20 protein-coding genes are annotated in these 26,525 nt (G+C 69.7%); 8 read left to right on the top strand and 12 right to left on the bottom strand.

What is annotated here, in order from left to right; translation table 11 throughout:
• Nucleotides 1-25: 25 nt before the first annotated feature.
• Entirely contained in the window at nt 26-700 is a 675-nt protein-coding gene (locus ACSFA0_RS10905) for a DsbA family oxidoreductase (RefSeq protein ID WP_435450200.1), read from the bottom strand.
• A gap of 92 nt (nt 701-792) precedes the next feature.
• Nucleotides 793-1,587, bottom strand: a complete 795-nt coding sequence (locus ACSFA0_RS10900; RefSeq protein ID WP_435450199.1) for a UPF0149 family protein — start codon at nt 1,585-1,587, stop codon at nt 793-795.
• A 51-nt stretch (nt 1,588-1,638) separates the two neighbouring features.
• Here ACSFA0_RS10900 and ACSFA0_RS10895 point away from each other — a divergent pair, with 51 nt between their 5' ends.
• Nucleotides 1,639-3,336, top strand: a complete 1,698-nt coding sequence (locus ACSFA0_RS10895; RefSeq protein WP_435450948.1) for an FMN-binding glutamate synthase family protein — start codon at nt 1,639-1,641, stop codon at nt 3,334-3,336.
• The gene (locus ACSFA0_RS10890) at nt 3,333-4,229 is read left to right on the top strand and encodes a BUD32 family EKC/KEOPS complex subunit (RefSeq protein WP_435450198.1); all 897 of its coding nucleotides are present in this window, start codon (nt 3,333-3,335) and stop codon (nt 4,227-4,229) included. Before ACSFA0_RS10895 ends, ACSFA0_RS10890 begins: the two co-directional genes overlap by 4 nt.
• Here ACSFA0_RS10890 and ACSFA0_RS10885 read toward each other — a convergent pair.
• From ACSFA0_RS10885 to ACSFA0_RS10875, 3 genes are read right to left on the bottom strand one after another with little or no spacing between them, the layout of a single operon-like run.
• Nucleotides 4,194-4,673, bottom strand: a complete 480-nt coding sequence (locus ACSFA0_RS10885) for a putative toxin-antitoxin system toxin component, PIN family (RefSeq protein WP_435450197.1) — start codon at nt 4,671-4,673, stop codon at nt 4,194-4,196. The two genes, ACSFA0_RS10890 and ACSFA0_RS10885, sit on opposite strands and share 36 nt — an antisense overlap.
• Nucleotides 4,670-5,848: an acetyl-CoA C-acetyltransferase gene (locus ACSFA0_RS10880; protein WP_435450196.1), complete on the bottom strand. Its 1,179-nt coding sequence runs from the start codon at nt 5,846-5,848 to the stop codon at nt 4,670-4,672. The genes ACSFA0_RS10885 and ACSFA0_RS10880 overlap by 4 nt, the downstream gene beginning before the upstream one ends.
• Before the next feature lie 41 nt (nt 5,849-5,889).
• Nucleotides 5,890-7,587, bottom strand: coding sequence for a PHA/PHB synthase family protein (locus ACSFA0_RS10875; protein ID WP_435450195.1), 1,698 nt, complete (start codon nt 7,585-7,587; stop codon nt 5,890-5,892).
• A 74-nt stretch (nt 7,588-7,661) separates the two neighbouring features.
• Between ACSFA0_RS10875 and ACSFA0_RS10870 the strand changes: the two genes are divergently transcribed.
• Complete coding sequence (locus ACSFA0_RS10870; RefSeq protein WP_435450194.1) at nt 7,662-7,961, top strand: hypothetical protein; 300 nt, start codon at nt 7,662-7,664, stop codon at nt 7,959-7,961.
• Here ACSFA0_RS10870 and pgeF read toward each other — a convergent pair.
• Together pgeF and maiA are read right to left on the bottom strand one after the other, a co-directional pair.
• Nucleotides 7,884-8,639 (bottom strand): peptidoglycan editing factor PgeF, encoded by a 756-nt coding sequence (gene pgeF, locus ACSFA0_RS10865; protein WP_435450193.1) that lies wholly within the window; start codon nt 8,637-8,639, stop codon nt 7,884-7,886. The two genes, ACSFA0_RS10870 and pgeF, sit on opposite strands and share 78 nt — an antisense overlap.
• Nucleotides 8,640-8,759: 120 nt before the next feature.
• The gene (gene maiA, locus ACSFA0_RS10860) at nt 8,760-9,410 is read right to left on the bottom strand and encodes a maleylacetoacetate isomerase (RefSeq protein WP_435450947.1); all 651 of its coding nucleotides are present in this window, start codon (nt 9,408-9,410) and stop codon (nt 8,760-8,762) included.
• Nucleotides 9,411-9,504: 94 nt separating this feature from the next.
• Between maiA and ACSFA0_RS10855 the strand changes: the two genes are divergently transcribed.
• From ACSFA0_RS10855 to ACSFA0_RS10835, 5 genes are read left to right on the top strand one after another with little or no spacing between them, the layout of a single operon-like run.
• Nucleotides 9,505-10,206 carry a fumarylacetoacetate hydrolase family protein gene (locus ACSFA0_RS10855; protein ID WP_435450192.1) on the top strand — a complete coding sequence of 234 codons (702 nt, stop codon included), beginning with the start codon at nt 9,505-9,507 and terminating at the stop codon, nt 10,204-10,206.
• A gap of 3 nt (nt 10,207-10,209) precedes the next feature.
• Complete coding sequence (locus tag ACSFA0_RS10850) at nt 10,210-10,764, top strand: NUDIX hydrolase (protein ID WP_435450191.1); 555 nt, start codon at nt 10,210-10,212, stop codon at nt 10,762-10,764.
• 10 nt (nt 10,765-10,774) lie between these two features.
• Nucleotides 10,775-11,245 (top strand): CreA family protein, encoded by a 471-nt coding sequence (locus ACSFA0_RS10845; RefSeq protein WP_286645333.1) that lies wholly within the window; start codon nt 10,775-10,777, stop codon nt 11,243-11,245.
• Nucleotides 11,246-11,264: 19 nt separating this feature from the next.
• A complete protein-coding gene (locus tag ACSFA0_RS10840) occupies nt 11,265-13,049 on the top strand; it encodes an ABC transporter ATP-binding protein (RefSeq protein ID WP_435450190.1) in 1,785 nt (594 codons plus the stop codon).
• Between the two features lie 37 nt (nt 13,050-13,086).
• The gene (locus tag ACSFA0_RS10835; protein ID WP_435450189.1) at nt 13,087-13,587 is read left to right on the top strand and encodes a murein hydrolase activator EnvC family protein; all 501 of its coding nucleotides are present in this window, start codon (nt 13,087-13,089) and stop codon (nt 13,585-13,587) included.
• An 81-nt stretch (nt 13,588-13,668) separates the two neighbouring features.
• Here ACSFA0_RS10835 and ACSFA0_RS10830 read toward each other — a convergent pair whose 3' ends face one another.
• Genes ACSFA0_RS10830 through ACSFA0_RS10810 form a run of 5 tightly spaced genes read right to left on the bottom strand, consistent with a single transcriptional unit; the run spans nt 13,669 to nt 26,513 of the window.
• Complete coding sequence (locus ACSFA0_RS10830) at nt 13,669-16,143, bottom strand: glycerophosphodiester phosphodiesterase family protein (RefSeq protein WP_435450188.1); 2,475 nt, start codon at nt 16,141-16,143, stop codon at nt 13,669-13,671.
• Nucleotides 16,144-16,196: 53 nt separating this feature from the next.
• Nucleotides 16,197-18,167 (bottom strand): exodeoxyribonuclease V subunit alpha, encoded by a 1,971-nt coding sequence (gene recD, locus ACSFA0_RS10825; protein ID WP_435450187.1) that lies wholly within the window; start codon nt 18,165-18,167, stop codon nt 16,197-16,199.
• The gene (gene recB / locus ACSFA0_RS10820) at nt 18,164-21,850 is read right to left on the bottom strand and encodes an exodeoxyribonuclease V subunit beta (protein ID WP_435450186.1); all 3,687 of its coding nucleotides are present in this window, start codon (nt 21,848-21,850) and stop codon (nt 18,164-18,166) included. Before recB ends, recD begins: the two co-directional genes overlap by 4 nt.
• Nucleotides 21,847-25,323 carry an exodeoxyribonuclease V subunit gamma gene (recC, locus tag ACSFA0_RS10815; RefSeq protein WP_435450185.1) on the bottom strand — a complete coding sequence of 1,159 codons (3,477 nt, stop codon included), beginning with the start codon at nt 25,321-25,323 and terminating at the stop codon, nt 21,847-21,849. The genes recB and recC overlap by 4 nt, the downstream gene beginning before the upstream one ends.
• A gap of 17 nt (nt 25,324-25,340) precedes the next feature.
• A complete protein-coding gene (locus tag ACSFA0_RS10810; RefSeq protein WP_435450184.1) occupies nt 25,341-26,513 on the bottom strand; it encodes a lipocalin family protein in 1,173 nt (390 codons plus the stop codon).
• Nucleotides 26,514-26,525 lie beyond the last annotated feature (12 nt).

The following is a 26,525-nucleotide window of genomic DNA, read 5'->3' as shown; positions in this document are numbered from 1 at the left end:
TGCGCCAGGGCTTGGAGGGTGGCCCTCAAGCCGTCTGCGTCTGCGGTGCGGCAGCACCGGCAATCTGCCGCAAGGCCCGCTCGAACACCTCGACCGGCTGCCCGCCCGAGATGAGGTGCTGGTCGTTGATGATGACGGCCGGCACCGAGTGGATGCCCGCCTCGGTGTACATGCGCTCGCGCTGGCGCGTTTCTTCGGCGTAGTCGTCGCTCTCGAGGATGGCGCGGGCGCGCACGGTGTCGAGCCCCACATCGGCCACGGTACGCAGCAGCACGTCGTGGTCCGACGGGTTCTCGCCGTCGGTGAAGTACGCCTGCAGCAGCCGCTTCTTCAGCGCCTTCTGCAACGTCTCACCCTCCAGTTCGGCCCAGTGCAGCAGGCGGTGCGCGTCGAAGGTGTTCCAGATGCGCTTGCGCTTGCCGAGCCCGAAGGTGAAGCCGACCGCCTCGCCGCGCTGACGGATGGCCTCCGCATTGGTCTGCGCCTGCTCGGCCGAGATGCCGTACTTGCGGGTCAGGTGTTCGATCGTGTCTTCACCTTCCGGCACCATCTGCGGATTCAGCTCGAAGGGCTGGAAGTGCAGCTCGGCCGTCACGTCAGGCGCCACACGCGCCAATGCGGATTCCAGCGAGCTCAGGCCGATGGCGCACCAGGGGCAGGAAACATCCGAGACGAAATCGATTTTGAGGTGAGCGGTCATGGGCGGGATTCTGGGCGGGTTGGTTGGCGGGGCGCGCTGGCTTCAGGGATATCCAGACAGCCGGTGCGGGATCGCGGGGCAAGCCAGCAGCCCTACCCCGCCCCGTGGCACTTCTTGTACTTCTTCCCACTGCCGCACGGGCACGGGTCGTTACGCCCTGGCGTGGCTTCCTTGCGGATCGTCTCCACGCGCGGGCCCATGCTCTTCCACAGCTGGCGCAGGTCGTACACCGCCCAGATCGCCTCGCCGAAGTCGTCGAGCCGCTTCTGGCTCACGCTGGGCGGGCCGTCCTCGGCGAACATCGACAGCTCGGGCTTGCCGGTGTCGTCTTCGGTCAGCGCGACGATCGACTGCAGCGCGTCGTCGAGCATGCCGGCGGCTTCCTTGTCGCGCGGCGCGGCCCAGTCGTCGGGGAAGTTCTCGACGGCGTACATGAAGCCCAGCGCCCACACCTGCGCGAAGGACGGGATGGCTTCGCCTTCGACCTCGGCGCGCTCTTCTTCGGGCAGCGACGCGATGGCGCCGCGGGTGTCGAGCACTTCGGGCTGGAAGCTGCGGTCGTCGTCGAGCGCCTGCACGTCGGCGTCGAGCGCCTGCTCGATCTCCTGCCAACGGCGCTTCCAGTGCCAGACGAACTCCATCTGCTGCGCGGGCACGAAGCTGTCGCCCAGCAGCACCGCCCAGTATTCGGCAGGCGCGATGGGACGGCGCGAGCACACGAGCGCGGCCAGGAAGCCCTCGCAGAACTCCCATTGCGGGATCTCTTCGTCCTTCTCGCGCATGGCGTCGAGCAGGGTGTCGAGCAGGTCGAAGTCCTCGGGGCCGAGGGCCTCGCGGTCGGTGGAGGGGGGGTGCGCGTCGGGCGCGGTGTCGGAATTCGTGGTCATGAGGATGGCGGATTGAGCCCTCTATGATGCAGCAGGCTCCCGGAGACCCCCATTTCGACCCCCACGTTTTCCCTCTTTCCGGCCCGCTACACGGCCTTCGTCCTGTGCCTCGTCGGGCTCGCGGCCAGCGTGGTCGCGGTCGTGCTGCTGCCGCTGGCCTGGTTCGGCTGGGTCGCGCTCGCGGCCTTCGCCACGCTCGCCGGTACCGGTGTGCACGACCTGCGGCAGGAGCGCCACGCGATCCTGCGCAACTACCCGGTCATCGGCCACCTGCGCTTTCTGCTGGAGTACATCCGGCCGGAGATGCGCCAGTACTTCATCGAGAGCGACAGCGAAGCGGCGCCCTTCTCGCGCGCGCAGCGCTCGCTGGTCTACCAGCGCGCCAAGGGGGAGCCCGACAACCGGCCCTTCGGCACGCAGCTGAACGTCACGATTGCGGGCTACGAGTGGATCAACCATTCGATGCAGCCGACGACGCTGGCCGACCACGACTTCCGCATCGTCATCGGCGGCACGCCCAACCCGGCCACGCCGTCGGGCTACACCTGCACGCAGCCCTACAGCGCGAGCGTGTTCAACATCTCGGCGATGAGCTTCGGCGCGCTGTCGGCCAACGCGGTGCTGGCGCTCAATCAGGGCGCGAAGCTGGGCGGCTTCGCGCACGACACCGGCGAAGGCTCGATCTCGCAGCACCACCGCGTGCACGGCGGCGACCTGATCTGGGAGATCGGCTCGGGCTACTTCGGCTGTCGCAACGACGATGGCAGCTTCAGCGAAGAGCGCTTCGTCGTGAACGCGCGCGACCCGCAGGTGAAGATGATCGAGATCAAGCTGAGCCAGGGCGCCAAGCCCGGCCACGGCGGCGTGCTGCCCGGGCCGAAGGTGACGGCCGAGATCTCGGCCGCGCGCGGTGTGCCGATCGGTGTCGACTGCATCTCGCCCTCGTCGCACAGCGCCTTCTCGACGCCGGTCGAGATGATGCATTTCGTCGCCAGGCTGCGCGAGCTGTCAGGCGGCAAGCCGACCGGCTTCAAGCTGTGCATCGGCCACCCGTGGGAATGGTTCGCCATCGTCAAGGCGATGCTGGCCACCGGCATCACGCCGGACTTCATCGTGGTCGACGGGGCCGAGGGCGGCACCGGTGCGGCGCCGGTCGAGTTCATCGACCACGTCGGCGCGCCGCTGCAGGAAGGCCTGCTGCTGGTCCACAACACGCTGATCGGGGTGGGGCTGCGCAGCCGCATCAAGATCGGCTGTGCCGGCAAAGTGATCACCGCCTTCGACCTGGCGCGGATGATGGCGCTGGGCGCGGACTGGTGCAACGCGGGCCGCGGCTTCATGATGGCGCTCGGCTGCATCCAGGCGCAGAGCTGCCACACCGGCCACTGCCCGACCGGCGTGACCACGCAGGACCCGGTGCGCCAGCAGGCGCTGGTGGTGCCCGACAAGGCCGAGCGCGTACGCAACTTTCATCGCAGCACGCTGCATGCGCTGCAGGAACTGGTGCAGGCCGCGGGGCTCGACCACCCGCAGCAGATCACCGCGCACCACATCGTGCGGCGCATCTCAGACACCGAAGTGCGCCTTCTGAGCAACCTGGTGATGCAGGTGCAGCCCGGCGCGCTGCTCGGCCCGCTCGACCACCAGCACACCGTCTTCCGCATGTACTGGCCGCTGGCCAGCGCCCACAGCTTTCAACCGATGCCGCAGGACATGCCCGAGCCGGTCGACCAGGCGATCGCTGCATGACCCCTTGGAAACGCGGCGACAGCGGACGCGTCCGGATGCGCAAGGGCGTGGCATCGGCGCCCGCGCCGCTCGACACGGGCCTGCCGGATGCGACGCCGGGCGACTACGCCGCCTTCCTGCGCGGCATGCTGCCGCGCCAACCGCAACTGGTGGCCAGCCACCGCCTCGGCGCCGAGCGCGTCTGGCTCAAGAAGGCCGGGCCGCGCCACGGCAAGTGGGGCTACCGGCTGCTCGGGCTGATCGCCCGCACGCTGCGGCTCGACGTGCTTACCCCCGTGCCCAACCCCGGCGGCGAGGCGGCCATCGGCATCGAGAGCCGGCGCCTGAGCGAGCTGGCCGCGGCCGGGCTGCGTGTGCCGGTGGTGCTGGCGCAGCAGGCCGATGGGCTGCTGATGTCCGACCTGGGCGAAAGCCGTGCAACGGTGCTCGTGCTGCGAGAGCGGCTGGAGCAGGCCGCCGCCATCGGCCCCGCCGCCCTGCTGGCCGCCTGGCGCGAGGGGCTGGACGCCATCGCCGCCGTGCATGCGCGTGGCCAGTACCTGAGCCAGGCCTTCGACCGCAACCTGGTGCAGTGCCCGGATGGCGTGATCGGCTACATCGACTTCGAAGACGACCCCGGGCAGACGCTGGGCCTGGCCGACTGCCAGGTGCGCGACTGGTTGAGCTACCTGCACTCCACCGCGATGATGGTGCGCGCTGCCTCGCCACAAGCGGCCGGCGACCATTGGCACACGGTACAGGCCGACGCCAGCGACCCGGTGCGCGAACGCATCGCGCACGCCGCACGGCGCATGCGCTGGCTGCGGCACCTGCCCGAAGGGCGGCGCTGGGGCCGCGACACGCAGCGGGTGCGGGCTTCAGCGCGGCTGCTGGGGCGCTGGTACCCCCACTGACTCGGCGCGTGCGTCGTAGAGCGGCGCCACCATCACGCCCAACGTCGCCAGCCGCTTGCGCATCGACAGCACCGCCTGGTCCTTGCTGAGCAATTGCGCCGCCTGTGCCACCGCGAGGTCGATGAAGATCTGGTCGTCCGGGTCCTTGCAGACGAAACGTGCACGCGCCGGCACGTCCTCGACCGTGTGCACCTGCGCGTCGAAGGCGGCCATCACCGCATCAGCGCGCCGTGCGTCTTTCTGCAGGCGCCGCGCGATCAGCGGGTAGCCCAACACGCGCAGCAACTCCTCGCGCATGGCGGCGGTCGCAACCCAGCGCAACTCGCCCTCCGCGAGCGCCGCACGCAGCGGCGCCCAGCGCGGGTCGTCGAACACCAGCAGGTCGAGGACGATGTTGGTGTCGATGACGATAGGGCTCGCGCCCCCCGCCGGCGCCGCGCTCAACGCTCGATCGTCAATGCCACGCCCATGCCGCCGCCGATGCACAGCGAGGCGATCCCCTTCTTGGCGTCGCGGCGCTGCATCTCGTGCAGCAGCGTCACCAGGATGCGGCAGCCCGACGCGCCGATCGGGTGGCCGATGGCGATGGCGCCACCGTTCACGTTGACCTTGCTCACGTCCCAGCCCATCTCGCGGTTCACGGCGCAGGCCTGGGCCGCGAAGGCCTCGTTGATTTCGAGCAGGTCGAGGTCGGCCGCCTTCCAGCCGGCGCGCTGCAGCGCCTTGGTCGACGCCGGCACGGGCCCCATGCCCATGATGGCCGGGTCGAGGCCGGCGGTGGCGTAGCTGGCGATGCGGCCCAGCGGCGTGAGGCCGAGGGCCGCGGCCTTCTTGGCCGACATCACGACCACGGCGGCGGCGCCGTCGTTCAAACCCGAGGCGTTGCCCGCCGTCACGCCGCCGGCCTTGTCGAAGGCGGGGCGCAGCGCGGCCAGGCCTTCGGCGCTGGACTTGCGGTTGATGAACTCGTCCTGGTCGAAGACGACCGGATCGCCCTTTTTCTGCGGGATGGTGACCGCGGTGATCTCGTCCTTGAACCGGCCGGCGTCCTGCGCGGCAGCGGCCTTCGTCTGGCTGCCCAGCGCCAGCTCGTCCTGCGCATCGCGGCTGATCTCGTACTTCTTGGCCACGTTCTCGGCCGTGATGCCCATGTGGTACTGGTTGTACACATCCCACAGGCCGTCGACGATCATGGTGTCGACCAGCTTCCAGTCGCCCATGCGCTGGCCGTTGCGCGAGTTGGGCAGCACGTGGGGCGCCAGGCTCATGCTTTCCTGGCCGCCGGCGACCACGATCTCGCTGTCGCCCGTGGCGATGGCCTGCGCCGCCAGCATCACGGCCTTCAGGCCCGAACCGCACACGGCGTTGATGGTGAGTGCCGGCGTTTCCTTCGCACCGCCGCTCTTGAGCCAGGCCTGGCGGGCCGGGTTCTGGCCCGCGCCCGCAGCCAGCACCTGGCCCATGATGGCTTCGCCGATCTGCTCGGGCGACAGCTTGGCGCGCGCCAATGCCTCCTTGATCACGAGGGCGCCGAGCTCGGTGGCCGGAATACCGGCGAGCGAGCCGCCGAACTTGCCGACGGCCGTGCGCGTGGCGGAAACGATGACGATGTCTTCCATGGAGTTCTCCGTTGCTTTGATGAAGTTGACAGGGATCGGGGCTAGGCCTTGGCCTTGACATAACGGCCGGGTGCAGGCTCGCTGGCCACGTACTGCTTGCCCTTGCCATACGCCTTGGGTGCGGCGATCTGTTTGCCCGCATGGCCCTTGAGCCACTGCGACCAGTCGGTCCACCAGCTGCCCGGGTGCTCGACGGCACCGACCAGCCATTCGGCCTGCGTGGCCGGCAGCTTGCCGTCGTCGCGAATCCAGTGGCTGCGCTTCTTCTTCGCCGGCGGGTTGATCACACCGGCGATGTGGCCCGACGCGCCCATCACGAAACGCTTCTTGCCACCGAGCAATTGCGTCGACGCATAGGCGCCGCCGATCGGCACGATGTGGTCTTCGCGCGAGCCGTAGACATAGGCCGGGATGTCGATGCGGCCGAGGTCGATCGTCTCGCCGCACACCGTCAGCGCGTTCGGCACCGCCAGCTTGTTCTCGAGGTAGGTGTTGCGCAGGTACCAGGCGTAGAACGGCCCCGGCAGGTTGGTGGCATCGCAATTCCAGTAGAGCAGGTCGAAGGGCGGCGGCGTCTCGCCCTTGAGGTAGTTGCCCACCACGTAGTTCCACACCAGGTCGTTCGGCCGCAGGAAGCTGAAGGTCGACGCCAGATCTGCGCCCGGCAGCAGCCCACCCTGGCCCATCTGCATCTCGCGGAACTGCACCATCGTCTCGTCGATGAAGATGTCGAGGATGCCGGTGTCGGAGAAGTCGAGCAGCGTGGTCAGCAGCGTGACCGAGGCGGCCGGCTTCTCGCCGCGCGCGGCCAGCACGGCCAACGCGGTGCCGAGGATGGTGCCGCCGACGCAAAAACCCAGCGCGTTGATCTGCTTGCTTCCACCGATCTCCTGCACCACGTGGATGGCCCGGATGGCGGCGTCTTCGATGTAGCGGTCCCAGGTGAATTCGCGCATCGACTCGTCGGGGTTGCGCCAGCTCACCACGAAGACGCGGTGGCCCTGCTCCACGGCATAGCGGATCAGCGAATTCTCGGGCTGCAGGTCGAGGATGTAGAACTTGTTGATGCACGGCGGCACCAGCAGGAAGGGCCGCTCGTAGACCTTGGCGGTCAGCGGCTTGTACTCGAGCAGCTGGAACAGTTCGTTCTCGAACACCACCGCGCCTTCGGTGGTCGCGACGTTGCGGCCCACCTCGAAGGCACTCTCGTCGGTCATGCTCAGGTGGCCCTGCCGCACGTCGTGCACGAGGTTCTGGATGCCCTTGGCGATGCTCTCGCCCTGCGTCTCCAGCGCCTTGCGCTGGGCTTCGGCGTTGAACGCGAGCGAGTTGCTCGGCGACGAGGCCGCCAGCCACTGCTCGATGGCGAAGCGAAGACGGGCACGGGTCTTGGCGTCGGCATCGACGGCCTCAGCCATGCCGAGCAGCGTGCGCGCGTTGAGCAAATACACCGACGCGGCGAACGCCGACAGCGGGTTGTGGGTCCAGGCGTCGCTGGAAAAACGCCGGTCGCCGGCCGGTGTGGCGGCAAAGCCCTGGCGCCAGAGTTCGCCGGCCTCGGCGACGTACTTTTCCTGGATGGCCTTGAGCTTGTCCGGATCGAACGAGAGTTGGGGCACCTGGGGCGCGGCGCCCGCGGCGCCCATCGAGGAGAAGGCATCGATCGCCTTCTGCCAACCCTGCGTCAACGCCTGCTGAAACGGTGCGAAGGCGTCTGCGGATGGGGCCTGTTGCTTCATGGAGTCTCCTGATTCCTCGCCGGATCGATTCTGCAATTGAGTATGCTGCATTCACCGCCGCCCGCAAACCGAACATGTACATCGTCATCATCGCCTGGCTCTACGTCACCCTGATGATGGCCGTGGCCGAAGCCACGAACACGAACGGCACGGTGCTGGGCGCGATCTTCACCTTTCTACTCTACGGCGTGCTGCCGCTCGCATTGGTGGTTTACCTGTTGAACACGCCGGCGCGCCGGCGTGCTTTGAAGGAACGCGAAGCTGCGGCACAGGAAGAAGCGCGTCGGGCTGCGGCTTCAGTCGCGCCAGATGGCAGCGGCGAAGCGTCCGGTGGGCCCGCTGCCCCCGTCGCGCCGGTGCGAGAAAAAACGTAAAGGGTTGCGCACGGTGCACCAGACGTCGCTGCCGTCGTTGCCGTACACGGCCTCGACGCCCGCCGCGCGCAAGCGCTGACGCGCCAGCGCCGGTAGATCGGCCCACCACTTGCCCGGCGCCGGGCCAGGCCGGAAGCAAGCGTCGGCCTCCGAGGACTGCGCCACGAACGCCGTCCTGACCTCGTCGCCGACCTCGAACGCGTTCGGCCCGATGCAGGGCCCGAGCCAGGCCATCGGCCGTGTGCCGCCGAAAGCGGCCGTCGTACCCTCCAGCACGCCGCCCGCCAGTCCCCGCCAGCCGGCATGGGCCGCGGCCACGCGCCGGCCGTCGCTGTCGGTGAAGAGCACCGGCAGGCAGTCGGCGACCATGATCGTGCAGGCGACACCGACGCCGACCGTGGTGCACGCATCGGCCACCGCGCCATCTGGCGTGGCTGCATCGATCGGCAAGATCTCGGTGCCGTGCACCTGCTGCAGGAACACCGGCCGCACGCCGATCGCCGCTCCGAACTGCGCGCGGTTGGCGGCGACGTTCACGGGCGCATCGCCGACGTGCCCGCCGAGGTTCAGTCCACCGAGCGCGCCCTGCGATACGCCGCCGGACCGCGTGGTACACACCGCGCGAACGCCCTCGGGCGCCGGCCAGTCCGGGACGAGCCAGTCGGTGGAATCACCCATCGACAGCCGCCTGCGTCTTAGCGGCTTGGCCTGATGCCAGGGATACCGCGGAACCGGCTCTGCCGGGCCGCTGGTATCGCCCCCTGCAGGGGGAGGCGCCGAAGGCGCTTCGGGGGAGAGTCATGTTTCCGCGTCGGGGCAGCGTGCGGGTTGTGCGCGCTGCACGGCGTCGGTCTGCATGGCCGCCTCGTAGGCCGCCATGGTGCGCGGCAGGCCGCTCAGGTCGCAGTCGAAGCGCTGTGCGTTGAAGATCTGCGGCACCAGGCAGCAGTCGGCCAGGGTGAGCGTGTTGCCGTAGCAGTAGATGCCGGCGGGCTGCGCGGCCAGCTGACGCTCGAAGGCCTCCAGGCCCTCGCGCACCCAGTGGCGGTACCAGGTGTTCTTCGCAGCCTCGTCGAGCTTGAGCTCCTTCACGAGGTACTTCAGCACGCGCAGGTTGTTGATGGGGTGGATCTCGCAGGCAATGATCTGCGACAGCGCCCGCACGCGCGCCCGGCCCACCGGGTCGTGCGGCAGCAGCGGCGGCTCGGGGTTCGTTTCGTCGAGGTACTCGATGATGGCCATCGACTGCGAGATGCGTTCGCCACCGGACGAGGCGTCTTCCTCCAGCAGCGGCACCAGTTGCTCGGGCGCCATGTCCGCGAACGGCGGCTGATGGTGCTCGCCACGGGCGATGTGCACCGGCACGTAGTCGTAGGCCAGCCCCTTGATGTTGAGCGCGATGCGCACCCGGAACGAGGCGGACGAGCGGAAGTAGTTGTGCAGCTTCATCATGGCCGCAAGCATAGCCGCAGCACTGCGCCCGCCCCCACCTTCGCCACCTCTGGCAAACTGGTGTTCTCCCGCATTCATCAGGACGAATCCAATGGCTTCCGAGTACGTTTTCCCTGCGCCGGCTGTGGTCAGCCTCCCCGTCGTCGGCCAACCCGCGCGCTTCCCGGTGCACCGCATCTACTGCGTGGGCCGCAATTACGAAGAGCACGCGAAGGAAATGGGCTTCACCGGCCGCGAGCCGCCCTTCTTCTTCATGAAGCCCGCCGATGCGGTGGTGGTGGTTGATGCCGACACGACCGGCACCATGGCCTACCCCACGCTCACCAAGAACCTGCACCACGAGATCGAGCTCGTCGTGGCCATCGGCACCGGCGGCAAGAACATCTTGGCTGCGGATGCGCACAAGCACATCTACGGCTATGCCGTCGGCCTGGACATGACCCGCCGCGACCTGCAGGGCGAGATGAAGAAGCAGGGCCGCCCCTGGGACATCGGCAAGAGCTTCGAGCAGAGCGCGCCCATCGGCCCGGTGGTACCCGTGGCTGCCGCCGGCGACGCCCCCAATGCCGAGATCGCGTTGCAGGTGAACGGCGAAGACCGCCAGCGCAGCACGGTCAGCAAGCTGATCTGGAACATCGGCGAGACCATCGAGCACCTGTCGGCCGCCTGGGAGCTGCAGCCCGGCGACCTGATCATGACCGGCACACCCGAAGGCGTGGGCGCCGTGGTGGCGGGCGACACCCTGGTCGGCACCATCGCCGGCCTGCCGACGCTGACCGTCAAGATCGTCTAGTCGATGTCGGTCGTCCACCTGCCCATCAAGCATTGCAAGAACTGCGGCACCGCGGTGGTCTACCGCCTGCCGGACGACGGCGACACGCGCGAGCGTGCGGTGTGCCCGGCCTGCCACACGATCCACTACGAGAACCCGAATAACGTGGTGGGCACCATCCCCGTGCTGGGCGACCGGGTGCTGCTGTGCAAGCGGAACATCGAGCCGCGCTGGGGCAAGTGGACGCTGCCGGCCGGCTTCATGGAGCTGAACGAGAGCACGTCACAGGGCGCGGCGCGCGAGACCGACGAAGAGGCCGGCGCCCATTTCGAGATGGAAGGCCTGTTCTCGGTGATGAGCGTGGTGCGCGTGGGCCAGGTCCACCTGTTCTACCGCGCGCGACTGCTCGACGACGTCTTCGACCCCGGCCACGAGACCATCGAGGCGAAGCTGTTCACGGAGGAAGAGATTCCCTGGGACGAGATCGCCTTCCGCACGGTGCGCGAGACCCTGCGCTTCTACTTCGAAGACCGCCAGCGCGGCAACTTCGACCGCGTCCACACGCTCGACATCGTCTGAAAGCCACTGCATGAAGCAACGTCTCGCTCTCCTCCTTCTCGGCGCCATGGCCGCCTGCGCGGCCGCGGCCGAACAGGTGGGCGAGGTCGACACCGTCTTCAAGCTGATCGGCCCCGACCACAAGATCGTCGTCGAGGCCTACGACGACCCGAAGGTCAACGGCGTGACCTGCTATGTCTCGCGCGCCAAGACCGGCGGCGTGTCGGGCGCGCTGGGCCTGGCCGAGGACAAGGCCGAAGCCTCGATCGCCTGCCGCCAAGTCGGCCCGCTGAGCTTCACCGAGCCGCTGAAGAAGCGCGACGAGATCTTCAGCGAACGCCAGTCGATCATGTTCAAGCGGCTGCGCGTGGTGCGCATGGTCGACGCCAAGCGCAACACGCTGATCTACCTGAGCTACTCCGACCGCCTGATCGAAGGCTCGCCGCAGAACAGCGTGACGGCCGTGCCGGTCGACCGCGCCACCGTCATCCCCGTCAAGTAGCGGAAGCGATTCGCCACGGATGAACGAAACGCCCGGCAACGCAGTCCGCGAACTCTACGCAGCGCTCTGGCGCTTCGCGGAAGGCGCGCGTGGACAGTTATTGGGTGCGACCGCGCTGCTCACGGCGTCGCAACTGGTCAAGCTCACGCTGCCCTATTTGGCCGGGCAGGCGATCAACGAGTTGCAGCGCGGCAACCTGCGCGGTGCGGGCGGCTGGATCGCCACGCTGACCGGCGTCTACCTGCTGTCGTGGATGCTGCACGGCCCGGGGCGCATCCTGGAGCGCAACGTCGGCGTGCGGGTACGCGAATCGCTGGCCGACCAGCTCTACGTGCGGCTCGCCGCGGCACCGCTGGTGTGGCATGACGGCCACCATTCGGGCGAGCTGCAGCACCGCGTGCACCAGGCCAGCCGCGCGCTGTCGGACTTCGCGCAGAACCAGTTCATCTGGCTGACCAACGTGGTGAGCATCGTGGGGCCGCTGGTGGCGCTCACGCTGCTGTCGCGGGCCAGCGGCGCCACCGCGCTGGTGGGCTACGTGCTGATCGGCCTGATCATCCTGCGCATCGACAAGGCACTGATGCGCCTCGCGCGCACCGAGAACGACGCCGACCGCCGCTACGTCGCGGCGCTGCTCGATTTCATCGGCAATGCATCGACCGTGATCGGCCTGCGGCTGCAGGGCGCGTCGCGGCTGCTGCTGCGCGCGCGCATGGCCGCCATCTCGGTGCCGCTCAAGCGCACCGTGGTGCTCAACGAGGGCAAGTGGTTCGTGGTCGACATGCTGGGCATGGTGCTAACCTGGAGCCTGGTCGTCATCTACGTTTGGCAGTCGCGCACGCCGGGGCAGGCGGTGCTGCTGGGCTCGGTCTTCATGATCTACCAGTACGCGCAGCAGGCGGCGGGCGTGGTGTCGTCGATGGCGGCCAACTTCCAGTTCTTCGCGCGCATGCACACCGACTACGGCAGCGCGGCGCCGATCTGGGACGCGCCCACCGGCCCCGCGCTCACCACGCCGCCCGAAGAGGTGCCGGCGCACGAGCACATCGACGCGACGACCACTTGGTCGGAACTGCAGGTGACGGGCCTGCGCTGGCGTTACGAGCGCCAGGGCGAGCCGGCCGAGGGCGAAACGGTGCGCAGTGGCTTGAACGACGTGACGCTCGCGCTGCGGCGCGGCCAGCGCATCGCGCTCGTCGGCCCGAGCGGGGGCGGCAAGAGCACGCTGCTGCGGCTGCTGGCCGGTCTCTATGCGCCGCAGGCCGGCGCGCTGCACTTCGACGGCCAGCCCTTCGAGTGGGGGCGGCTGCGGCAGATCGCCACGCTGATCCCGCAGGAGACCGAGGTCTTCGAGGCCAGCGTGCGTGAGAACCTGAGCTTCGGGCGGCCCTGCAGCGACGAACGCATCGAGGCGGCCCTGTACGCCAGCGCGTTCGACGAGGTGCTCAAGGCCAACAACGGCAGCCTCGACTCCCCACTGTCCGAGCGCGGCTTCAACCTGTCGGGCGGCCAGCGCCAGCGGCTGTGCCTCGCGCGCGGCGTGCTCGCGGCCGAGGGCAGCTCGCTGCTGCTGCTCGACGAACCCACCAGCGCGCTCGACGCCGGCACCGAGGCGCGGGTGCTCGAACGCATCGCCGCCGCCTTCCCCGAAGCCTGCGTGATCGCGTCCATCCACCGGCTGAGCCTGCTGGACCGCTTCGACACCGTGCTTTTGATGGAGGCCGGCCGCGTGCTCGACATCGGCCCACGCAACGCGGTGCTGGCACGCCAGCCGCTGCTGCAGCGCATGGTCCAGCCCCAATGACGGGAACCTCGCCCGTCGAACCCATTCCAAACCGCGCATGCCACCACTGACACACCCCCTCCTGACCTTTCGCATCGGCCTCTCGGCCGCCGCCATCGCGGCCCTGGTGGCCTGCGGCACGACCAGCCCGACCCCGGGCAGCAGCAACCCGGGCGCCGCGGCGCAGGCCAAGCCGCAGTTCATCCGGCCAGCCAGCGGCGCGACGCTCGCGCGCTTCAACGGCAAGTCCAACAAGGGGCTAGACATCGCCGGCAGCGCGGGCGACCCGGTGCTGGCGGCCGCCGACGGCCGCGTGGTCTATGCCGGCGGCCAGTTGCGCGGCTACGGCAACATGCTCATCGTGAAGCACAACGAGACCTTCATCACCGCCTATGCGCACAACCAGGCGCTGCTGGTGAAGGAAAACGAGATCGTCCGCCAAGGCCAGAAGATCGCCGAGATGGGCAAGAGCGAAGCCGACCGCGTGAAGCTGCACTTCGAGATCCGCAAGGACGGCACCGCGGTCGACCCCGAGCCTTACCTGCGCGGCAGGCGCTGACGCGCCGCGCCAGGCGGCGGTCTCAGGTGCGACGCCCCGGTTCGGCGACGGAGCCGTACCGGGTGTCGCACACCATGCGCCCTACTGCACCACAACGCTCACCGGCTTGCCGAAGATCGTGTAGCTGTAGGTGCCGTCACCCATCTTGTACGTGTAGCCGGGCAGCACCGTCGCGGTGCCGGGCGCAGAGAAGCTCACCACGCCATCGGACACCATGGTGTGCGGCACCGACCCCTCGAGTACCACCAGCACGTTGCTGGTCGCGGCACTGCTGGCGCCAACCTGCGTGCTGAGGCTGCCCGACATGCCGAAGGGCTGACCACGGGTCACGACCGCCGTAGACGCGGTCGTCAACGCCACCGGAAAGTCCTTGGCCCACCATGCGAAGTCCGTCGTGATGCCGTGCGTGCCGAAGCTGTACAGGCGGTAGAAGTCGTTCGGCACGTTGACCGTCCAGGGCCAGAACGTCACCCCCCGGTGCTTTCCCGCCTCCATCGTGGCCTGCGTCACGCCGGTGGCGTACGACGGGTTGTAGGTGGACGAGTACTGCTGCGTCGCGTTCAGCACGTTGCGCAGGCTCACCAGTGGATCGCCCGCGTCGACGTTGCTGTTGAGCAAGCCGACGCTGACCTCCGGCATCGTCGCGCCCATCCGGTTGAGCTGATTGCCGTCGAAGGAGATCGCAACGGTCTGGTCTTTCGCGTCCCACCGCTCGATTTCTTGCTTGAGCAAGGCCACGATGCCGGCCTTGGCGCTCTTGATCTCGATGAAGTGCGTGACCGGCTTGCCCTTGAATGCCTGCAGGAACTCCTCCAGCGTTGGCACCGCGTAGCCGCTCGCGGTCTTCAGCGCCTTGACCTGTGCGAGCGTCATCGACTCGATGCTGCCCGTGCCGTCGGTGGTCGCATCCACCGTCGCGTTGTGCAGGATCACCAAGTGGTTGTCGGTGGTCATGTAGATGTCGTTCTCTACGGCATCCGCGCCGGCCGCCACGGCGGCCTGCGCGCTCTCGAGCGTGTTCTCGTCGGTGGTCGACGGCATGCCGCGGTGCCCGGCGATCAGGGGCTTGCGCAGCAGCGTGTTCGCCGGCAGCTGGCGCAGCACGCTGGCGTAGACCGCCGCGTTGGACGCGATCACGCCGTTGACGCCGGTCGTCAGCACCGCCGCCGCGTCGAACGCCGAGGTCGCGCTCGACACGGCCCACGGTGTGAGCAGCAACCGCTGCAGATGCGCCACGGTCGTGCGATCGGTCATGGCCGCAGGCAGCACGGCGATCTTCGCCTTGGCGCGGTTGGTCGCACTCACCACCTCCAGGATGGCCTGCGTGCTGTTGCCCAGCGTCGTCCGACGGGAGAAATCGACCGCGGTGCGTACGGACGGCAAAGCCGCGCGCGCACTGGCAAGCAGTTCGACGTTGTCGGACAGCAGCGTGACATCGCCGAGGTCGTGGTCTACCGCGAAGGCGGCGAGCGCCGAGACGGTTGCGGCATTCGAGATGCGCAGCACCGGAATGGTCGCCCGGCCGCTCTGCGCGAGGTAGGTCGCCAGCGACGCCAGGCTCTCCCCGCTGTCGCTGTGCAGGTTCAAGGTGCTGTCGATGTTGTACAGGGCGTTGCTCGCGCCTGTCGTGCCCAGCACCGTCTGTGCCGTCACGGGTTGCACCAGGGTGGGCGCCATGGCGGCCTTCGTGCCGGTGTCCTGGACGGCGATCACCTTCGACACATCGGGCAGTGCCGTCAACTGTTCGGTCACCTTGATGCTGTCGACACGCATCACGACGCCGGCCGTCTGCAGACCGATGCCGCCCTTGGCCATCGTCGGGTCGAGCGTCATGTCGTGCGTCAGCGTGTTGTTCAGGTACTGGCGCACCCGGTTGCCATGGACGATGACAGTGGCGGTGTACGTCTTGGCCGAATCGATCGCCTCGCTGAACGCCTTGGTGCCGGTCACGTTCCAGGCGCCGGCCTTGCGAAGCGCGAACTCCGTGCCATTCGAGGCCGTGGCGTTGGCCCGGATCGCGAACTGGTAGTAGGGATCGTAGGGAATGGTCGCATCGACGCGCGCGGTGCGGTACATCACGCTGGCCCAGCGGCCGGTGTTGTTGGGCGTCAGCAGCGTGAAGCTGACATCGATGCGGTAGTTCGACAGGTCCTGCAGCGATGCCGGCAGGGCCACCGAGGTCATGGCCGTGTCGTGGGCCCGCCCATCGATGAACAGGCTTCCGTCGCGCACGCTCACGGTGCCCCGGTTGGCGGCCAGCAACGACCAGCCATCCGGTAGCGCCGTCTTGCCCTCGAAGCTCTCGTCGACCCACACTTTGGCCGCGGGCTCGGGGGCCGGCACCTCCGTGCCCGGGTCGGCGACCGGCGGCACGACGGGCGATGCGTCGGTGGGCGGCGTCGCGCCCGGGAGTTGGGTTTCCGGTGCCGCGCCGGGCGACGTCACACCACCGCTGCTGCCGCCGGCACCGCTGCCGCTGCTGCTGCCATCACCACCACCGCCACAGGCCGCGAGGGCCGACAACATCACCACTGCCGCTGCTACTTTTGTCTTCATTCAAGCCTCGTGAAAGGTTCGCAATGTAGGCAAGCGCTATGACAGGTCGATGGCTATTTCGTGGCAGCTCGCGCAGGCGCCAACAGCCCGAGCAAGCCACTGGCCCGCCGCGTTCGCTGCGCCAGCGCCTCGCCGAAGGCCGGCGCGCGCGGCGTCACCAGCGTGAAGGCGCTGCGCGCGCGCGTGATGCCGGTGTAGACCAATTCGCGCGTCAGCACGCGGCCGGCATCGCGCGGCAGCACGAGCACCGTGTGGTCGAACTCGCTGCCCTGCGACTTGTGCACGGTCATCGCGAACGCCGTCTCGACCGAGGCGAGCCGGCTCACGCCGACCGAGCGCGCGGTGTTGCCGTCGAGGAAGTAGGCCCGCAGCGGCGCGCCGGACGTGGCCGGCGGCAGCGTGATGCCGATGTCGCCGTTGAAGACGCCCACCGCCGCATCGTTGCGCGTGACCATCACCGGCCGGCCTTCGTACCAGGCGCCGCGCTTGACGAGCGAACCCTCGGCCACCATCGCGCGCTCGATGGCCGCGTTCAAGCCTTCGGCGCCCCACTCGCCCTGGCGCACGGCGCAGAGCAGGCGGAAGCGCTCGAAGGCGGTCAGCACGGCCAGCACCCAGTCGGCGTGGGCGGGCGCGTCGCCAGGGGTCGGCCGCGCGTGCAGCGCTTTCAGATAGCCGCCGAAGCCGCCCGACGCGCCAGGGCGACCCCGCAGTGCAAGTGCGACGACGTCGGCGGGCGACGGCGTATCGAGCCAAGCGAGCGCGCTGCCGCGGTCGGCGTGCAGCAGCTTCACTGCAGTTGCCGCATCGCCGGCATTGACGGCCAATGCGAGCTGCCCGATCGGCCCACCGAACCGGCGGCTCTCGCGCAGCATGACGGTCTGCTGCGCCAGCGGCGGGCCGTCGCCGGCGAACGCATCGGGCACGCGCTGGCCGGTGACCGCTTCGAGATAGGCCAGCGTCTCGGGCAGGTAGCGCCCGGCTTCGGCGTCGCGGCACAGGTCGCCCAGCACGGCGCCGGCCTCGACCGAGGCGAGCTGGTCCTTGTCGCCCAGGAAGATCACGCGCGCCGTCGGCGGCAGCGCCTCAAGCAGCGCGGCCATCATCTCCAGGTGGATCATCGACGCCTCGTCGACGATCAGCACGTCAACCTCCAGCGGATGCGCCGCGTCGAAGCGGAAGCGCCGCGTGTCGGGCCGCGCGCCGAGCAGCGAATGCAGCGTGCGCGCCGGCTGGATGTGCGAGGCGAGCTCATCGAGCGGCAGGCGATCGCCGACCTGTGCATTCAACGCATCGAGCGCCGCATCGATCGACTGCTTGAGCCGCGCCGCCGCCTTGCCGGTGGGCGCGGCCAACATCACGCGCAGACGGTCGGGGCTGGCGTCCATCGCGAAGAGCAAGGCGAGCAGGCGCGCGGCGGTGTAGGTTTTGCCGGTGCCCGGGCCGCCCGTGATGATCGAGAAGCGGCCGCGCAGCGCCAGGCCGCAGGCGGCCTTCTGCCAGTCGAGCGTGGATGTCGCATCAGCCGCGGCCGGGAACAGCAGGTCGAGCTGCCGGCGCACCGCCGCGGTGTCGACCGTCAGAGGCGTAGCGCCGCGCGCCAGCACCTGCGTTGCGACGCGCCGTTCGTAGTCCCAGTAGCGGCGCAGGTAGAGGCGGCCTTCGTGCAGCACCAGCGGCGCGCTGCTTGGAGCATCGCCCGACGCAACCAGAGCGCTCGCTTGCAGGGCTTCGGCCCACGCAGCGGGGTCGGTGTGCAACGACGCCAGCGCCGCATGCAGCGCCGTTTGCGCATCGGCTGGCCAGCCGAGCAACGCATCGGCATCACCCAGCAGCTCGTCGAGCAGCAGGCAGGCGTGGCCGCGGCCTTCCATATGTGCGACCAGCGCGCCGGCCATCAACAGCTCGGGAGGGGCGTCGGGCGCCAGGTCGTGCAAGAACTTGGCGAAGGCGGCGTCGAGCCGGCGCAGCCAGCCGGACTCGGCCCATTCGCGCAGCGTGACCATCAGCGATGCGGCCGTCATGCGTCGACCTCCACGGTGACGCCCAGTAGGCGATCGAGTGCATCGAGCAGCGGCAGCACCGGCGGCACGTGGTAGCAGCCATGCGCCGGCCCGTCGATGCCGCGCAGGAACAGGAAAACTGCACCACCGAGCTGCGACGCCGGGTCGTAGTCGGCGCCCAGGCGGCTGCGCAGCAGGCGGTGCAGCGCCAGCAGGTAGATGGCGGACTGCACGTCGTAGCGGTGCGCGGCCATCGCGCCTTCGAGCGCGTCATGGTCGTAGTCGGCATCGCTGCCGCCGAGGTGGTTCGACTTGTGGTCGAGCACCCAGTAGCGCCCGCCGTGCTCGAAGACGATGTCAGCGAAGCCCATCAGCATGCCGTGCAGCTCGCGCTCGGGCAGCGTCGGGCGGTCGCGGCCGCCGAGCAGATGCTCGCGGCACAGTGCATCGATCTGCGTGGCGGCCAGGGTCTGCGCGGGCAGCCAGAACTCCATCTCGGGCACCGTGACGGCGAGCGCGTCGAGCGCCGCGCCCACCGGCGGCAGCGGCGACTGCAGCACGCGCAGCAGCCAGGCCAGCACGTCGGGCGCGCGCTCGGCCCAGCCCTGCCGTTCGCAGCGGCGCAGCAGTTGCTGCTGGCGCTCGGGCGAGGCCGCGAGGTCGAAGCCCTCGGTCGCCAGCCATTCGAGCTGGTCGTGCAGGAAGTTGCCGGCGAAGGCGCCGCGCGGGAAGCGGTGCCAGGGTGCGTCGATGGCCGCGGCGCGCAACGGGGTCGCGGCCAGGTCGCCATCGGCCACATCGCCCGGCTCGTCGTTGCGCACGGCGGCCACGCTCGAGGCCAGCACGCCCGGCATCGATGGCAGCGTGCGCACCAGCGCCGAGAAGCTGCCGATGGACCAGTGCCGGTCGAAGTCGGCCTGGTAGGCCGCGACCTCGCGCAACGCGGTCGGCTCGCCGCGCGGCTGCAGCGGCGTCGTGCCGAGGCCGGCCATGTCGTCGGCCGTCACCAGCGCGATATCGACGCAGGGCTGCACCACGGCCTGAATGCGTTCCATTAGATCCTCAGGCAGCACTTCGTCGACCCCTCCGAGCACATAGCCGATGGCGCTGCGGTGAAGCGTTGGCGCGTTGGCGTTGCCTTCCTTCAGGGCCGCCAGGCCGACCCACACGGCGTGCCGTGCTCGCGTGAGCGCGACGTACAGCAGGCGCAGGTCTTCGCGCTGGCGCTCCTTGTCGGCCTCGGCGATGTGCGCGTCGCTCAGGTGCAGGTGCAGCGTGCGCTCGCCTTCGTCGTCCGCCAGATTCAGGTGCGAGGTGCCGGCCTTCTTCACGCCGCGGAAGCCGCTGGCGAAAGGCAGGAAGACCAGCGGGTATTCGAGGCCTTTGGACTTGTGCACCGTCACCACCTTCACCAGGTCGGCGTCGCTTTCGAGCCGCACGATCTGCTCGTCCCCACCGGCTGCATCGCCGCGCACCTGGTCGGCCAGCCAGCGCACCAGCGCCTGCTCGCCATCGAGCTGGCCGCTGGCCGCCTGCAGCAGTTCGGCCAGATGCAGGAAGTTGGTGAGGCGGCGTTCGCCGTCGGCCGCGCCTCCGAGCCAGCGGGTCGGCAGCTGCAGCGTATGCCGCGTGCGGCGAAGCATGGTCAGCACGCCCTGCTGCTGCCAGATGCCGTGCAGTTGGCGCAGCTGCTCGCTGCGCAGGTCGAAGGCCTCGTCGTCGCGCGCGAGCACGCGCAGTTCGTCGATCGACAGGCCGACGGTGCGCGTCGCGAAGGCCGCGCGCGCCAGCCGCACGTCGAGCGGTTCGGCGACGGCACGCAGCCAGTGCAGCAGGTCCTGCGCCTCGGGGCTGGCGAAGACCGAGTCCTTGTCCGAGAGGTAGACCGAAGCGACCCGCCGGCGGCGCAGTTCGCGCTGCACGGCGGTGGCTTCCTTGCCGGTGCGCACCAGCACGGCGATGTCGGCGGGGCGCAGGCGCACGAACGCGCCGTCGGCTTCCGCGAACCCGGCTTTCGGATCGTTCAGCAGCACGACGATGCGCTCGGCGCAGCGCGCCGCGAAGTGGCGACGGCTGGTCTCGGCGTTGAGCAGCGTGGCGTCGAGGGCCAGCGTGACCGCCGGCTCGGAACCGGCCGCGCTGACGAAGGCCTCCTTGCGTCCGCGCGCGTCGACCGGCGCGAAGGGCAAGGGGTTGTCGTCGGTACCTCCGCGGTACATGAAGGCCCCCTCGCCGTCGCGCGTTTCCGGGTGCGCCAGCAGGTAGTTCACGGCCGCCACCACCGAGGCGGTCGAGCGGTGGTTGGTGCCGAGCATGTAGTGCCGGCCTTCGGTGGCGCGGCGCGCCTGCAGGTAGCTGTGGATGTCCGCACCGCGGAAGCCGTAGATCGACTGCTTCGGGTCGCCGATGAGCAGCAGGCCGCTCGACGGCTCGTTCGCCGCGATGCGGTAGAGCCGGTCGAAGATGCGCGACTGCACCGGCGAGGTGTCCTGGAACTCGTCGATCAACGCGACCGGGTACTGCGCCAGCATGCGCGCGCGCAGCCGCAACGCGGCCTCGCCGTTGCGCTCGGGGTCGAGCGCGTCGTCCAGGCGCTGCAGCATGTCGGCGAAACCGAAGCTGCCCGACTGGCGCTTGAGCTCGGCCAGGCGCTGCGCGATCTGCGCGGCGGCGTGCAGGCGCAGCGCCGTGTCGATGGGTGGCAGCGCGTCGAGTGCGAGCATCAACTGCTCGAAGGCCGCGAAGTCCCCGGGCAAATCGATGCTGGCACCGGCCTTGAGCGCGGCCTGCATGCCCTCGGGCGTGAAGCGGGTGCGGCCGGTCTTGAGATCGGGCATGTCCGCGCGCGGGTCGTCGGCCCACGCAGCCAGCGCGTTCAACCAGCCGGTGTAGTTCCGGGGCGCCATGCGGCGGCCATCGAAGGGGCACGGCTTGCGCGCCATCTGCGCGTCGATCCAGCCCTGCATCGCCTGCGCGCGCTGCGCCCAGCCGCGCTTGAGCGATGCGAGTTGCGTGTGGCGCTCGGCCAGCGCTTCGTCGATCAATGCGCCCAAGGTGCCCTGCCCCGCCTCCGCCGGCAGCGTCTGGCCGACCAGTGCGCGCGCATCCTTGGCGAGCGCCTCGACGCCGGGCCACACGGACAGTGCCGCGTCGAGCCACTCGCCCGACAGCGGGTAGAGCTGCTGGCGCCAGTAGTCCTGCGCGGCCTGGTCGAGCATCGCGCGTTCGTTGGCCGTGAGCTCTTCGTCGAACAGGCAGCCGCTGTCGAAGGCGTGTTCGCGCAGCATGCGCTGGCACCAGGCGTCGATGGTGTGGACGGCCGCGTCGTCCATGCTCTCGGCGGCCATCGCGAGGCGCCAGGCGGCGGACTGGCGTGGCGCGCCTTCGGCGTACCCATCCATAAGGCTGAGCAGCAGAGCATCGGGCTTTTCTTCCGAAGGCTCACCGCGAAAGCAGCGTGCGGCTTGGAGCAGCCGCTCACGGATACGGTCCGACAGCTCGCGCGTTGCCGCGCGGGTGAAGGTCATCACGAGGATTTCGGACGGCACCAGCGGGCGCAGGTAGCCCACTTCAGCGCCGCCGTGGCCCAGCACCAGCCGCAGGTAGAGCGCCGCGATGGTCCAGGTCTTGCCGGTGCCGGCACTGGCTTCGATAAGACGGCTGCCCCACAGCGGCAAGGTCAACGGATCGAGGTGTTGGCTCATGCACCCGCCCCTTCCGCCAGGGCAGCGTGCATCTCGACCACCACATGCGTGGCCGCCCAATCACGCAAAGGTCCGTAGAGGACCTCGGCGAACTCCTCGAAGCGACCATCGGCCGCCAACGTCTCGAAGTCCTGGAACACGCGCGCCAAGCAGGCTTCGCGGCCCTCGCCGTCGAGGAACATGCCGCCTTCATAAGCGGACTCGGGCTTGCCGCCGTCGAGGAACGCGAGGGCCGTGAGCGGCGCCACCGGCAGCGGCTGGCCCATGCCTTCGCGCCAGGCATCGAGCAGGTCGCGCAGCGTCGCCATCGCGCGGTCGGCCGGCATGGCCTGCACGGTGAGCGTCGCGTCGCGCCCGACGAGCACGCCCTGCACCGGCACGCCGCAGGCGCTGCCGACCAGCGTGTGGACCCAGGCACCGATCAGCTTGTCGACGCGCGGCGCGCCCTTGTCGGTGGCGAGGCGGCTGGCCTGCAGCGACAGCCACACCGGCGCGCCGGAGTCCATCGATGCCAGCCGCAGCCCGTCGAGCCAGTCGTCGAGCACCAGGCCTTCGTGCTCGAAGCGCAGCGGCTCCTTCACGCCCGCCACCGGATAGTCGTGGTGCAAGGTGCGCCAGCGCGCCAGCATCGGCCGCAGGGCACTGGCCAGTTCGCGCTCGGCACGCCCGCCCAGTTCGGCCATGGGCAGACGGCCGCTGCGGCGGATGCGCGCGAGCTGTGCGTCGATGCGGCGTTCTAGCGACCCGTCGACATCCGGCGCGCCAGCGTCGTCGAGCGCATCCAATGATTCGTCGAGCAAGCCATAGTGCGTGAGGCCGTCGAGCGCGAAGGTCTCGTGGTCTTCCATCACCTCCTCGCCTTCGCCGAAGACGACGGCGAGCTGGCGGCGGAAGAAGTCCTTGACCGGGTTCTTGAGGAAGCTGGTGAGTGCGGCCAGCGTGATCGGCACCGTGGTGTCGATGGCGGCAGGCGCACCGTCGGGCCACACGGCATCGCGTGGATCGGCTTCGCCAGGGACTTCATGCGCGCCGCGCCATTCGCGGGCGTGGGTGAAGAGCGATGTCGTCTCGTCGGCGGCTTCGGCGACCTCGAAATAGCGGCGACTGAAGGGCTGCAGCGGGTGCTCGGTGGTGCGCGCCTCGACCACGTCCTCTTGCCAGCCAGCAGCGAGGTAATCGCGCAACTGCGACACCAGCACCGACGGCGGCTGCTCGCTGTTGTCGCGCACGCTGCGGCCCGTCCAGCTGACGTAGAGCACGCGGCGCGCCGACAGCAGCGCTTCGAGCATCAGCTGCCGGTCGTCGTCGCGGCGCGAGCGGTCGCCGGGGCGGCGCTGGCCGGGCAGGCCCATCAGGTCGAAGTCGCTGCGCGGGCTGCTGCGCGGGTAGTCGCCGTCGTTCATGCCCAGCAGGCAGACGACCTCGAAGGGCACGGCGCGCATCGGCAGCAGCGTGCAGAACGTGACGCCGCCGGCGCGGAAGCGGCGGCTCAGCCCGGGCTCGTCGATGCCTTCGAGCCAGGCTTCGCGCAGCACGGCCAGCGGCACGGGTTCATCGAAGTCGGCGCTGTCGCAGGCCTCGAGCCAGGCGCCAAGGGCTTCCTGTGCGGCGGCCAGTGCCAAACGCTCGCGCTCGTCGGTCGGCGCCATGAAGGCGGCGAGCAAGGCGCGGGCGCGCTCGGCCCAGGCAGCCGGCGTGGCGTCGCTGGCGGTCTGCACCCACCAGGCGTTGAGCGCGTCTAGCAGGTCGGCCAGCGCACCGGCGACCGTTGCCTCCAGCCCGCCGACTTCAGCATAGGGCTCGATGCCGTCGAAGGCGCCCTCGTCGGCCTCGCCGTTCGCGTAGCCCAGCAGCATGCGCTGCAGGCCGAAGCGCCAGGTGTTCTGCTCGCCGCAGGCATCGAGCCCCAGCGCCGACCGGTGCGCCAGGTTCAGGCCCCAGCGCGCGCCGGCGCCCTCCATCCAGCGCGCCAGCAAGGGCAGCTCGTCGGCACCGATGCCGAAGCGCGCGGCCACCGCCGGCACGTCGAGCAGGTCGCGAATCTCCGTGAGGCCGCAGCGCTGTTGCGGCAGGCGCAGCAGCCATTCGAGCGCGACCAGCAGCGGGTTGTGGCCGCGCTCGTTCAGGTCGGCGATGTCGAAGGGAATGAAGCGCGCGTCGCCGCGCGGGTACTGGCCGAACACCGAGCGGATGGCCGGCGCGAAGGCGGCGATGTCGGGCACCATGACGACGATGTCGCGCGGCTGCAAAGGCGCGTCACCCGGCGGCGCAGCGAGCAATGCGAGCAACTGGTCGTGCAGGATCTCGACCTCGCGCTGCGCGCTGTGCGCGATGTGGAACACGACGGAGTGGTCGTCCGCATCGACCGGCGCATGCGGGTGCTCGGTCAGCGGCATCAGGTCGCGGATGGCCGCCTGCACCTGCTGCAGCAGCGTGCTTGCCGGCGCGTCGTCGAACAGGTCGATCCGGGCAATGCCGAAGCGTTCCTGCGCGGCCGCCGCGTCGTCGAAGGCATCGAGCTGGCGCACGAAGTCGCGGCCCTGCCGGCCCCAGGCGGCCAGCAGCGGATGGCCGTGCGCATGCATCTCTTCCAGCGGCACCGCTGCCAGATCGCGCGCCCCGCGCAGGGGGTGGCGACGGCGCTCCATGCGCAGCAGCTCGCGCCCTGCGATGATGTCGGCCCAGTGGTAGCGGCTCGGGTTGGGGATGGCCATCAGCACCTGCGTGTGGGCCGACAGCGCGGCCAGCGCCTGCAGCGTCTGCATCGGCACATGGGTCATGCCGAAGAGGATCACGCGGCGCGCGACCGGCGCGGCCAGCGGCGCGCCCGTGGTGAGCGTCGCGAGGAAGCGCTGGTGCAGCTGCGTGCGGGCCGCGCTGCGCGCGTCAGCGTCGAGCCCGGCCAGCACGTCGCGCCACAGCGCGGCCTGCCAGCGCTGGTCCTCGGGCAGCGGCAGGTCGTTGGCACCACCCAGGCCAGGCAGCACGTCGCGGCTGGCTTCCCAGGCGGCGAGCCAATCGCTGCGGTAGACCTGGTACTGGTCGTACAGATCGGCCAGCCGCTGTGCGAGCTGCAGGCGTCGGCCCAGGTCGCCGTCCCGCAGGAAACCGGCCAGCGGCGCGAAGCCCGGGCGCGGCGCGACCTCGGGCAGCAGGTGCATCAGCCGCCAGGTGAGCGCCTGCCGGTCGAGCGCCGAGCGCGCCGGCACCGCGTCGCGGCCCAGCACCTGGCGGTAGCTGCGCCACAGGAAGCGGGCAGGCAGCTCGACCCGCGTGGCAGCGCACACGCCGCTGCTCGCGGCCAGCGTCATCTTCAGCCATTCGGCCACGCCGTTGCTCTGCACCAGGAAGATCTCTTCCTCCAGCGGCTGCAGCGGATGGCGGCCGATCCATTCGAACAGCGCATCGCCCAGCAGTTCGGCGCGGTTGCCGTGCAGGACCAGGAGACCGGGCTGGAGAGGGATGGCGTTCATGCGCGGCGCGATAGCACTCAGCGCCGTCCGGCGGCGAGGTTCGCCAGGCGGTCGTAGCCGCTCATTTCCAGGAAGCCCTGCCCCTCGCCGCTGCCGCTCACGCGCACCGGCCCTTCCCAGTAGACGTTGGCCGTGGTCTGGCGCGCGTCGAACTCGCCGTCGGGGTAGAAGGGTTTCACGTCGTAGGTGCCCGAAGGCAGGCGCAAGCGCCACTCGACGGTGTAGGGAATCTGCGTGGCCGGGCTGGTCCAGCGCGCACCGGGCGTGATCTCGATGTCCTCGGCCTTCAGCGGCACGGCGCCCTTGTCGTCGGACACGGTGCCGGCCGTCATGACCTGGCGACCCTCGGCGTCGAACAGCTGGTAGACCATCACGTCGGAACCGTTCGCCAGATGCAGCGCGAACCAGTTCCAGCCCAGCTGCGTGGCGTCGAACTCGCCCCACTGGTGGTCGAACCAGACGGGGCCGCTCACCGGCACGGTCTTGCCGCCGACCTTGAGGTTGCCCTTGGCGGTGATGCGCGGGCGCGAATAGTAGTAGCTGATGCCGGCCTGGCCGAAATCGAGCAGGCCGGGCGTCTTCGAGCCGGCGGCGCGGTGGGCGACCACCGGGCCCGCCTCCTGCAGATCGAGCGAGATCGCCATGTCGTCGGACGCGGTGCGCACCGTGTGCGACGGCCCGGCCGCCGCCACGTGCCAGCGGCCCTGCCTGAAGTCGAAGCCGTTGGTCACCGTCAGCGCGGGCACGCCACCGGTGCGGGTCTGGCTTTCGTAGCGCTTGCCGGTCTGCAGGTCGGTCACCGCCGCATGCATGGCCGTGTGCTTGACCAGGCCAGTGGCCACGAACACCGCGACGTGGAAGGCATAGCGCTCGCCGACCGCCCCCTCGAGGATGCCGTTGTAGTACCACCATTCCATCGCGGAGCCATGCGCCGCGGCGTCGGCCGGCAGGTTGAGCGGCGGCAGCGACGCGGTGCGCTCGGTCGGCGCGCCGTCGTCGACGATGGGCGCCCGCGCGGCACGACCGGGCAGCGCATCAGGCATCCAGGCCACGACCAGCGCCGCTGCGGCGGCGATCAGGACACCGACGCCCAGCAGCAGATAGCGCCGCGCGGCACGGCGGCGGCGTTGTTCCTTGCGGTAGGCGGGTGAAAGCGCCTGATTGGCGCTGGCGGAAAAGTCATCGGGCATCGAGGCGGCCTG

It is taken from the genome of Variovorax restrictus, from assembly GCF_051216715.1.
Lineage (GTDB): Bacteria > Pseudomonadota > Gammaproteobacteria > Burkholderiales > Burkholderiaceae_C > Variovorax.
This window is presented reverse-complemented; position numbering and strand designations above follow the sequence as displayed.

Excerpts from the sequence above, each read along its gene's own strand:
- pgeF (WP_435450193.1), bottom strand. The coding sequence starts at position 8,639 with ATGGGTGATTCCACCGACTGGCTCGTCCCGGACTGGCCGGCGCCCGAG.
- recD (WP_435450187.1), bottom strand. The coding sequence starts at position 18,167 with ATGACGGCCGCATCGCTGATGGTCACGCTGCGCGAATGGGCCGAGTCC.
- recB (WP_435450186.1), bottom strand. The coding sequence starts at position 21,850 with ATGAGCCAACACCTCGATCCGTTGACCTTGCCGCTGTGGGGCAGCCGT.
- ACSFA0_RS10875 (WP_435450195.1), bottom strand. The coding sequence starts at position 7,587 with ATGAAGCAACAGGCCCCATCCGCAGACGCCTTCGCACCGTTTCAGCAG.
- ACSFA0_RS10870 (WP_435450194.1), top strand. The coding sequence starts at position 7,662 with ATGTACATCGTCATCATCGCCTGGCTCTACGTCACCCTGATGATGGCC.
- ACSFA0_RS10845 (WP_286645333.1), top strand. The coding sequence starts at position 10,775 with ATGAAGCAACGTCTCGCTCTCCTCCTTCTCGGCGCCATGGCCGCCTGC.
- ACSFA0_RS10890 (WP_435450198.1), top strand. The coding sequence starts at position 3,333 with ATGACCCCTTGGAAACGCGGCGACAGCGGACGCGTCCGGATGCGCAAG.
- ACSFA0_RS10810 (WP_435450184.1), bottom strand. The coding sequence starts at position 26,513 with ATGCCCGATGACTTTTCCGCCAGCGCCAATCAGGCGCTTTCACCCGCC.
- ACSFA0_RS10830 (WP_435450188.1), bottom strand. The coding sequence starts at position 16,143 with ATGAAGACAAAAGTAGCAGCGGCAGTGGTGATGTTGTCGGCCCTCGCG.
- ACSFA0_RS10835 (WP_435450189.1), top strand. The coding sequence starts at position 13,087 with ATGCCACCACTGACACACCCCCTCCTGACCTTTCGCATCGGCCTCTCG.
- maiA (WP_435450947.1), bottom strand. The coding sequence starts at position 9,410 with ATGAAGCTGCACAACTACTTCCGCTCGTCCGCCTCGTTCCGGGTGCGC.
- ACSFA0_RS10855 (WP_435450192.1), top strand. The coding sequence starts at position 9,505 with ATGGCTTCCGAGTACGTTTTCCCTGCGCCGGCTGTGGTCAGCCTCCCC.
- ACSFA0_RS10880 (WP_435450196.1), bottom strand. The coding sequence starts at position 5,848 with ATGGAAGACATCGTCATCGTTTCCGCCACGCGCACGGCCGTCGGCAAG.
- ACSFA0_RS10840 (WP_435450190.1), top strand. The coding sequence starts at position 11,265 with ATGAACGAAACGCCCGGCAACGCAGTCCGCGAACTCTACGCAGCGCTC.
- ACSFA0_RS10905 (WP_435450200.1), bottom strand. The coding sequence starts at position 700 with ATGACCGCTCACCTCAAAATCGATTTCGTCTCGGATGTTTCCTGCCCC.
- recC (WP_435450185.1), bottom strand. The coding sequence starts at position 25,323 with ATGAACGCCATCCCTCTCCAGCCCGGTCTCCTGGTCCTGCACGGCAAC.
- ACSFA0_RS10900 (WP_435450199.1), bottom strand. The coding sequence starts at position 1,587 with ATGACCACGAATTCCGACACCGCGCCCGACGCGCACCCCCCCTCCACC.
- ACSFA0_RS10850 (WP_435450191.1), top strand. The coding sequence starts at position 10,210 with ATGTCGGTCGTCCACCTGCCCATCAAGCATTGCAAGAACTGCGGCACC.